The sequence below is a fragment of the Streptomyces sp. NPDC058674 genome (assembly GCF_042716505.1).
In the GTDB taxonomy this organism is placed as follows: domain Bacteria; phylum Actinomycetota; class Actinomycetes; order Streptomycetales; family Streptomycetaceae; genus Streptomyces.
This window is the reverse complement of the sequence record NZ_JBHXSC010000080.1, coordinates 20,353-28,498: the sequence shown is the minus strand read 5'-3', so window position 1 is coordinate 28,498 and position 8,146 is coordinate 20,353. Positions and strand designations below refer to the sequence as shown.

General features: G+C 69.5%; 8 protein-coding genes. All 8 read left to right on the top strand.

The window, feature by feature from the left end; all coding sequences use genetic code 11:
- The first annotated feature begins 199 nt into the window (after window positions 1–199).
- The 8 genes from ACFWU6_RS29555 to ACFWU6_RS29520 all read left to right on the top strand — a co-directional run bounded on the left by ACFWU6_RS29555 (window position 200) and on the right by ACFWU6_RS29520 (window position 7,979).
- Complete coding sequence (locus ACFWU6_RS29555; protein WP_383812217.1) at window positions 200–790, top strand: CDP-alcohol phosphatidyltransferase family protein; 591 nt, start codon at window positions 200–202, stop codon at window positions 788–790.
- 98 nt (window positions 791–888) lie between these two features.
- A complete protein-coding gene (locus tag ACFWU6_RS29550; protein ID WP_383812215.1) occupies window positions 889–3,384 on the top strand; it encodes a sugar phosphate nucleotidyltransferase in 2,496 nt (831 codons plus the stop codon).
- A 113-nt stretch (window positions 3,385–3,497) separates the two neighbouring features.
- Window positions 3,498–4,403 carry a DUF881 domain-containing protein gene (locus tag ACFWU6_RS29545; protein WP_383812213.1) on the top strand — a complete coding sequence of 302 codons (906 nt, stop codon included), beginning with the start codon at window positions 3,498–3,500 and terminating at the stop codon, window positions 4,401–4,403.
- The gene (locus tag ACFWU6_RS29540) at window positions 4,400–4,732 is read left to right on the top strand and encodes a small basic family protein (protein ID WP_030158423.1); all 333 of its coding nucleotides are present in this window, start codon (window positions 4,400–4,402) and stop codon (window positions 4,730–4,732) included. Before ACFWU6_RS29545 ends, ACFWU6_RS29540 begins: the two co-directional genes overlap by 4 nt.
- Window positions 4,733–4,737: 5 nt before the next feature.
- The gene (locus ACFWU6_RS29535) at window positions 4,738–5,613 is read left to right on the top strand and encodes a DUF881 domain-containing protein (protein WP_383984011.1); all 876 of its coding nucleotides are present in this window, start codon (window positions 4,738–4,740) and stop codon (window positions 5,611–5,613) included.
- A gap of 82 nt (window positions 5,614–5,695) precedes the next feature.
- Window positions 5,696–6,637, top strand: coding sequence for an FHA domain-containing protein (locus tag ACFWU6_RS29530; RefSeq protein WP_383812219.1), 942 nt, complete (start codon window positions 5,696–5,698; stop codon window positions 6,635–6,637).
- 45 nt (window positions 6,638–6,682) lie between these two features.
- Window positions 6,683–7,450: a MerR family transcriptional regulator gene (locus ACFWU6_RS29525; protein ID WP_383812210.1), complete on the top strand. Its 768-nt coding sequence runs from the start codon at window positions 6,683–6,685 to the stop codon at window positions 7,448–7,450.
- A 55-nt stretch (window positions 7,451–7,505) separates the two neighbouring features.
- A complete protein-coding gene (locus ACFWU6_RS29520) occupies window positions 7,506–7,979 on the top strand; it encodes a bifunctional nuclease family protein (RefSeq protein WP_383812208.1) in 474 nt (157 codons plus the stop codon).
- Window positions 7,980–8,146 lie beyond the last annotated feature (167 nt).

Below are 8,146 nucleotides of genomic sequence, written 5' to 3'. Positions count from 1 at the left end.
GAAGCTAAGCCTTTCAGCGCCGATGGTACTGCAGGGGGGACCCTGTGGGAGAGTAGGACGCCGCCGAACAATTATTGTGGGAGAGCCCCGCACCTCATGGTGCGGGGCTTTTCTGCGTTCCGGACCCGTGTGTGCACTCCTGTAGGGTCAGGGTGCATCGTTCGTTCGACATTTCTACCGTCACAGTGGAGGCCCCCGGGTGGAGGTCCAGGAGACTCGGGTCCAGACCGACCGAATTTTCACCATTCCGAACATCCTGAGCATGGCTCGGTTGGCCGGCGTGCCGCTGTTCCTGTGGCTGATCCTCGCCGAGCACGACGGGTGGGCCCTGGCGGTCCTCATGCTCAGCGGGATCAGTGACTACCTGGACGGGAAGCTCGCACGCCGCTGGAACCAGATCAGTCGCCTCGGTCGGTTGCTGGACCCCGCCGCGGACCGGCTGTACATCCTCTCCACGCTCTTCGGCCTGACCTACCGGGAGATCCTGCCCCTGTGGCTCACCGGGGCGCTGCTCGCCCGTGAGCTGATGCTGCTGGTCATGGTGTGGATCCTGCGCCGGCACGGCTATCCGCCGCCGCAGGTCAACTTCCTCGGCAAGGCCGCGACCTTCAACCTGATGTACGCCTTCCCGTTGCTGCTGCTCAGTGACGGCACGGGCTGGTTGGCCTGGACGGGGTCAGTTTTGGGATGGGCGTTCGCCGGATGGGGTACAACCCTCTATTGGTGGGCAGGAGTGCTGTACGTGGTGCAGGTCCGCCGTCTCGTCAAGGCGGATGCCACAGCCGATTGAGCTCGCTCAGCGCCTGATGACGCGGAGCAGTGCGGAGTCACCGTCCGGGACGGGCGAGGTCGGCGAGATCGTCGTCTCCCAAGGAGGACTCTTCCGACATGAAGGCCGTCGTGATGGCCGGAGGCGAAGGCACCCGCCTTCGCCCAATGACCTCGAGCATGCCCAAGCCGCTCCTGCCGGTGGCCAACCGGCCGATCATGGAGCATGTGCTCAGGCTGCTCAAGCGGCATGGGCTCAGCGAGACCGTGGTCACCGTGCAGTTCCTGGCGTCGCTCGTCAAGAACTACTTCGGTGACGGCGAAGAGCTCGGAATGGAGCTCACCTATGCCAACGAGGAGAAGCCACTCGGGACCGCCGGCAGCGTGAAGAACGCCGAGGAGGCCTTGAAGGACGACACGTTCCTCGTGATCTCCGGCGATGCGCTCACCGACTTCGACCTCACCGACCTCATCCGCTTCCACAAGGAGAAGGGCGGACTGGTCACGGTCTGCCTGACCCGGGTCCCCAACCCGCTGGAATTCGGCATCACCATCGTGGACGAGGAGGGCAAGGTCGAGCGCTTCCTCGAGAAGCCGACCTGGGGCCAGGTGTTCTCGGACACCATCAACACCGGCATCTACGTGATGGAGCCGGAGATCTTCGACTACGTGGACCCGGACGTCTCCGTGGACTGGTCCGGCGACGTCTTCCCGCAGCTCATGAAGGAAGGCCGGCCGATCTACGGCTACGTCGCCGAGGGCTACTGGGAGGACGTCGGTACCCACGAGAGCTACGTCAAGGCCCAGGCCGACGTGCTCGAGGGCAAGGTCCAGGTCGACATGGACGGCTTCGAGATCTCGCCCGGCGTGTGGATCGCCGAAGGAGCCGAGGTGAGCCCCGACGCGGTGCTCCGCGGCCCGCTGTACATCGGGGACTACGCCAAGGTCGAGGCCGGGGTGGAGATCCGCGAGCACACCGTCGTGGGCTCGAACGTCGTCGTCAAGAGCGGCGCCTTCCTCCACAAGGCGGTCGTCCACGACAACGTCTACATCGGACCCCACAGCAACCTCCGCGGCTGCGTGATCGGCAAGAACACCGACATCATGCGAGCCGCGCGGATCGAGGACGGCGCCGTCATCGGCGACGAGTGCCTCGTCGGCGAGGAGTCGATCGTCCAGGGGAACGTACGCGTCTACCCCTTCAAGACGATCGAGGCCGGTGCCTTCGTCAACACCTCGGTCATCTGGGAGTCCCGCGGGCAGGCCCACCTGTTCGGTGCACGGGGCGTCTCCGGCATCCTGAACGTGGAGATCACCCCCGAGCTGGTCGTGCGGCTCGCCGGCGCCTATGCGACGACGCTGAAGAAGGGCGCGATCGTCACCGTCGCCCGTGACCACTCCCGAGGCGCGCGAGCGCTCAAGCGGGCCGTGATCTCGGCGCTCCAGGCCAGCGCGATCAACGTCCGCGACCTGGAGAACGTACCGCTGCCCGTGGCGCGGCAGCAGACCGCGCGCGGCAGCGCCGGCGGCATCGTCCTGCGGACCTCGCCGGGCGTGCCCGACTCCGTGGACATCATGTTCCTGGACGAGCGGGGAGCCGACCTCTCGCTCCAGCAGCAGCGCAAGCTCGACCGGGTCTACGCGCGCCAGGAGTACCGGCGTGCCTTCCCCGGGGAGATCGGCGACCTGCAGTTCCCGGGCAGCGTCTTCGACGGGTACACCGGCTCGCTGCTGCGCGGGGTGGACACCACCGGGATCGCCGACGCCGGGCTCAAGGTGGTCGTGGACGCCTCCAACGGCAGCGCCGGGCTCGTGCTGCCCAGCCTCCTGGGCCGGCTCGGCGTGGACGCCCTGACGATCAACCCGGGTCTCGACGAGACCCGGCCGACCGAGACCTCGGAGTCCCGGCGCGCCGGACTGGTGCGGCTCGGGGAGATCGTCGCCTCGGCGCGGGCCGCCTTCGGTGTCCGCTTCGACCCGGTGGGCGAGCGGATCTCGCTGGTCGACGAGCGCGGTCGGATCATCGAGGACGACCGTGCCCTGCTCGTCATGCTGGACCTGGTGGCCGCGGAGAAGCGCAGCGGCAAGGTGGCGCTGCCGGTGACCACGACGCGGGTCGCCGAGCAGGTGGCGGCCTACCACGGCACGCAGGTGGAGTGGACGACGACCTCCCCGGACGACCTGACACGGGTCGGCCGGGCGGAGAACACCATCTTCGGCGGTGACGGCCGGGGCGGGTTCATCGTCCCCGAGTTCAGCAGCGTCTTCGACGGGTCGGCGGCCTTCGTGCAGCTGCTCGGACTCGTGGCCCGGACGCAGCTCACGCTGAGCCAGATCGACGCCCGCATCCCGCGGGCCCACGTGCTCAAGCGGGACGTGCCGACCCCGTGGGCGGTCAAGGGGCTCGTCATGCGGCGGGTCGTGGAGGCGGCCGGCGACCGGCAGGTCGACACCACCGACGGGGTGCGCGTCGTCGAGGCGGACGGGCGCTGGGCGCTGGTCCTGCCGGACCCGGCGGAAGCCGTCACCCACCTGTGGGCCGAGGGCCCCGACGACGCCTCGGCGCAGGCCCTGCTCGACGAGTGGGCGGCCGTGGTGGACGGCGAGGGGAGCTGACGGCCGGGCGCTGACAGGCGTACGGACGACGTCCGGCGGACCGCGTGCGGGGATCACCCCGGCCCGGTCCGCCGGACGACCGCATTCGGTGTGTACGGCGCCGACATGCGACGATGTGCGGCATGTCGCAGCCGCCCAGCAACAGGAGTTCGGCGTCCCCGCCACCGCGCCCGGACGCCTCCATGTCGCTGCTGACCCACGTGATGGACCACAGCCTGGACGAGGGGTACGCGGAGGCCTCCGCCCGGCGCGAGGCCGACGGCACGGCGGGACTGCCGCGGACCCTCAAGGCGAAGCTGGGGCTGGCCGCCGGGCTCGTACTGGCGGCCATGGTCGTCACGCTCGGCGCCGCCGAGGCGCAGCTGGCGGCTCCGGTGCTCGCCAAGGAGCGCCACGAGCTGATCGACCGGGTGGAGCGCGCCGACGAGCGTGCGAACGGCCTGGAGCGGGACATCGAGCGCCTGCGGACCGACGTCGTCGACCGGCAGCGCGCCGCGTGGAAGCAGCCCCGCGGCGGGCAGGGCGAACTGGTGGCGCTGCTGTCCGGAGCCACCGAGGCGCGCGGGCCCGGGATCAAACTGGTCGTGGACGACGCCAAGGGCGCGTCGCCGGGCGACGGGGGCGGTCCGCGCGAGAGCGCCGGCTTCTCCGACACGGGACGGCTGCGCGACCGGGACATGCAGAAGATCGTCAACGGTCTGTGGCAGTCCGGGGCCGAAGCGGTCTCGATCAACGGACAGCGGCTCACGTCGCTGTCGGCGATCAGAGCGGCCGGTGACGCGATACTGGTCGACAACAGGCCGCTCGTGCCGCCGTACGAAGTGCTGGCGGTGGGCGACAAGAAGAGGCTCGGCACGGCCTTCCAGGAGTCGCCGGACGGCCAGTACCTGCAGGTGCTGCAGGAGAGCTACGGAATCCGCTCCGCGCTGTCCGCCCAGAACGAGGTGCGGCTGCCCGCCGCTTCGAGCCTGACCGTGCGCACAGCCACACCAGCAGAGCAGCAGAAGGGTGCATCGTGATCGCGGTACTGGGCCTCGTGGCCGGAGTGGTGGTCGGACTTCTGGTCCGGCCCGAGGTGCCGGCCGTGGTGGAGCCTTATCTGCCGATCGCCGTGGTGGCGGCGCTGGACGCGGTCTTCGGCGGTCTGCGCGCGATGCTGGACGGGATCTTCGTGGACAAGGTCTTCGTGGTGTCCTTCCTGTCCAACGTGGTCGTGGCCGCGCTGATCGTCTTCCTCGGCGACAAGCTGGGCGTCGGTTCGCAGCTCTCCACGGGTGTGGTCGTGGTCCTCGGCATCCGCATCTTCTCCAATGCCGCGGCCATCCGCCGCCACGTGTTCCGGGCGTGAGGCCGATGAGTACGAACGACACCCCTCCCGAGCGTCCGGAAGGCTCCGGGACGCCCGGCGGTGGTCCGGTACCCCCGGTGCCCCCCGCGCCTCCCGCCGCTTCCGTGCCCCCCGCGCCTCCCGCCGCTTCCGTGCCACCTGCGGCTCCCGCGGCTCCCGAGGAGACGGGGCGGCAGCGGCTCGCGGCCGGGCTGTGGCCGCCGCGGGTGAGCCGGGCCCAACTGATCGTCGCCCTGCTGCTCTTCGTCCTGGGTCTCGGCCTGGCCATCCAGGTGCGCTCCAACAGCGACTCCAGTGCGCTGCGCGGGGCCCGCCAGGAGGACCTCGTACGCATCCTCGACGAGCTCGACGGGCGGACCAAGCGCCTGGAGGACGAGAAGCAGCGCCTGGAGGACCAGCGCAGGGAGCTGGAGAGCAGCTCCAACCAGGCCGAGGAGGCACGCAAGCAGACCGTGGAGAAGGAGCGCCAACTCGGCATCCTGGCCGGTACGGTGGCTGCCCAGGGGCCGGGGATCACATTGAGGATCAGCGATCCCACGGGTCAGGTGCAGTCCGACCAGCTGCTGGACACCCTCCAGGAACTGCGGGCGGCCGGGGCCGAGGCCATTCAGGTCAACGGGGTGCGCATCGTGGCGGGCTCGTACTTCTCGGATGAGGACGGCGGGGTCGGGATCGACGGCAAGAAGATCACACAACCCTATGAATTCAAGGTCATCGGCAAGCCCCAGGATCTGGAGCCCGCGCTCAACATCCCCGGCGGTGTCGTCCAGACGCTGGAGAAGGAGCAGGCCGACGTCGCCGTCGTACGGTCGGCGAAGATCACTGTGGACGCCTTGCGGGCAGCGGAGCAGCCTGACTACGCTCGGTCGTCATCACCGTGAAGCGGAGTGAGCGGTGGACCGGCTCACGTGGGCGGATGCCTGCGGGGGGTCGGCGCACCGAAGTCGTGGTGCGTGGTGGAAACTGTCTGGTGGTCACGGACGTTGTGAGAATGTCCGGGTCGGCAGGGATGTGCATTCGGAGTTCGTCCTGCCCCACGGGCGGGTCTATTTCGGTCAAGGGGAATCGCCCGTGAAGTTGTTTGAGAAGTTGTTCGGCAAGAAGAACCGCGAGGAAGGCGGCGCGGCACGTCACCGTGCCGGGCACGGTGACGTGGAAGGGCAGGGCGACCGGCCGCTCTTCCGAGACGAGGTCTCCGGCGCGGGAGGCAGTTCGGGCGCGTACGGCGCGTCGGCTGTCGACCCCGCCGGTACCGGCATAGGTTTCGGTGAACCGTCAACCTCAAGTGCGGGTGGAGGGTTTGCCTCCGACCCGTATGCCACCAATGCCTCCGCGGGACACCCGCGGCGCGAGGAGCCCTCCATGTCGGCCGAGCAGGTTTGCAGCAGGTGCGGACACCGCAGCGATGCGGCCAGCCGGTTCTGCTCCAACTGCGGGGCGCCGCTGCGGCCGGGCCTGACGCCGGAGCGTGCCTCGGAGACCACGTCCACCATCTCGATCTCGGGTCTGGAGGCCTACGAGGCCGAGGTGTCGGGGCAGCAGCACGCGTCGCCCTCGCTGTCCCCCGAGGCCCAGGCCGCGGTGGAGGCACTGCCCCCCGGTTCCGCCCTGCTCATCGTGCGGCGCGGTCCCAACTCCGGCAGCCGCTTCCTGCTGGACGGTGAGCTGACCACGGCGGGCCGGCACCCGCAGAGCGACATCTTCCTGGACGACGTCACCGTCTCCCGGCGCCATGTCGAGTTCCGCAGGAGCCAGGACGGCGGTTTCACCGTCTCCGACGTCGGCAGCCTCAACGGCACGTACGTGAACCGGGAGCCGATCGACTCCGTCGCCCTGAACAACGGCGACGAAGTGCAGATCGGCAAGTACCGGGTGGTCTTCTACGCGAGCCTGCGGGGCATCTGACCCGTCCCCCGGACCCGTCCGGGGGACCCCCAGAGGGAAGGTCCCATGCTGCGCACTCCGACGGGCGGTGCCGTGAACGGCACCGCCGGCTCGGCCGGGCGGCGGGTGAGCATCGGCACGGTGCTCACCACGCTGCGTGACGAGTTCCCCGAAGTCACGATCTCGAAGATTCGCTTCCTGGAGGCGGAGGGGCTCGTCGAGCCCGAGCGCACGCCGTCCGGGTACCGCAAGTTCAGCACCGCGGACGTGGAGCGGATCGCCCGCATCCTGCGGCTGCAGCGCGACCACTACCTGCCACTGAGGGTCATCCGCGAGCAGCTCGACGCGCTCGCACGCGGGGAGCAGATCCGCATCCCGGGGCCGACCGCCCACCAGGACCCCGCCGGCACGGTCGATCCCGGCAGTCCCGCGGCCCTGTACGGCGAGGTCGGGCGCGAGCGCACCACCGTGGCCCGGGTGGGCCGGGCGGAGCTCATCGCGGCCGCCGACGTGGACGAGGTACAGCTCGTCGAGTGGGAGTCCTACGGCCTGCTGGCCGAGTCCCCGGATGGCGGATTCGACGCCGAGGCCGTCACGGTGGCCCGTCTGGTGGCCGACCTGGGCCGGTTCGGGCTGGAACCGCGCCACCTGCGCGCGATGAAAGCGGCGGCGGACCGCGAGGCGGGGCTCGTGGAACAGGTCGTCGCGCCGCTGAGACGCCACCGCAACCCCCAGACGCGGGCCCACGCGGAGGCGACCATGAGGGAGCTCGCGGGACTCTCCGTACGGCTCCACGAGGCACTCGTGCAGACCGCTCTCGGGGTCCGGCTGTAGCGACCTGAGGGGGCCCGACTACCCAAACCGGCTGGGCAGGTCCTAGGGTTACTGTGTGAACGAGCTCGACGTTGTGGGTGTCCGGGTGGAAATGCCCTCCAACCAACCGATCGTGCTCCTGCGTGAAGTGGGAGGCGATCGGTACCTCCCCATCTGGATCGGTCCAGGGGAGGCTACCGCCATCGCCTTCGCGCAGCAGGGCATGGCCCCTGCCCGACCGCTGACGCACGACCTGTTCAAGGACGTGCTGGAAGCGGTCGGCGAGGAGCTCACCGAGGTCCGGATCACGGATCTGCGGGAGGGCGTCTTCTACGCGGAGCTCGTCTTCGCCAGCGGGGTCGAGGTGAGCGCGAGGCCGTCCGACGCCATAGCGCTGGCCCTGCGGACGGGGACGCCGATCTACGGCAGTGACGGTGTGCTCGACGACGCCGGAATCGCCATTCCCGACGAGCAGGAGGACGAAGTGGAGAAGTTCCGCGAGTTCCTCGACCAGATCTCGCCCGAGGACTTCGAGACCGGCCCGCAGTAGGCGTCGGCCGCGTCGTCCACGCGGCAAGGCCAGCCCATTCGAGTAGCCTTTCCCCGCAAACGGATACGGGAAACCACTCTCAGGGTGATTATCACTCGGCGTGCCGAGTGTGGCGATCGTTGACGCACCCCTGGTGACTGCCTACCTTCAAGGTGGCAGGTCAAGGA